This is a genomic window from Coprococcus sp. AM100_B19A, from assembly GCF_027662015.1.
Classification (GTDB): domain Bacteria; phylum Bacillota; class Clostridia; order Lachnospirales; family Lachnospiraceae; genus Allocoprococcus; species Allocoprococcus comes.
This window is the reverse complement of sequence record NZ_JAQDKN010000049.1, coordinates 1-347: the sequence shown is the minus strand read 5'-3', so window position 1 is coordinate 347 and position 347 is coordinate 1. Positions and strand designations below refer to the sequence as shown.

The following is a 347-nucleotide window of genomic DNA, read 5'->3' as shown; positions in this document are numbered from 1 at the left end:
ATTCGTTATGATCAGAAACATCAATCCGATCAGAACTGCTACACTGATATACACCTTCCGGTTTTCTTTAAAGAAGTTGGTGACTTTGCCGCCAATCTTCTTGATATAATCAATCGTACCTTTTGTAGCTGTTCCTACTGTCTGTTCACTTCTCTTCGCTTTGGCATAATCCCGTTTGATCTGTTGCTTCTGAATCTGTTTTTTCAGTTTCTTCTGCTCCTGACGGGCTGCAGCCTGTGTCTGTTTCTCTGCCTGTCTTTCAAGTCTGCTTCTTTTTCTGGATGCCCTCTGTTTCCTGCGTCTGGCACTTCTCTGTTCCAGCCGGTAAACACCTTCGCCGCTTTCTT

Annotated in this window: 1 pseudogene; it reads right to left on the bottom strand. The window is 44.4% G+C overall.

From position 1 onward, the window contains the following. A pseudogene (locus PGQ33_RS16700) lies at nucleotides 1–347 on the bottom strand (CD1108 family mobile element protein); the annotation flags it as partial.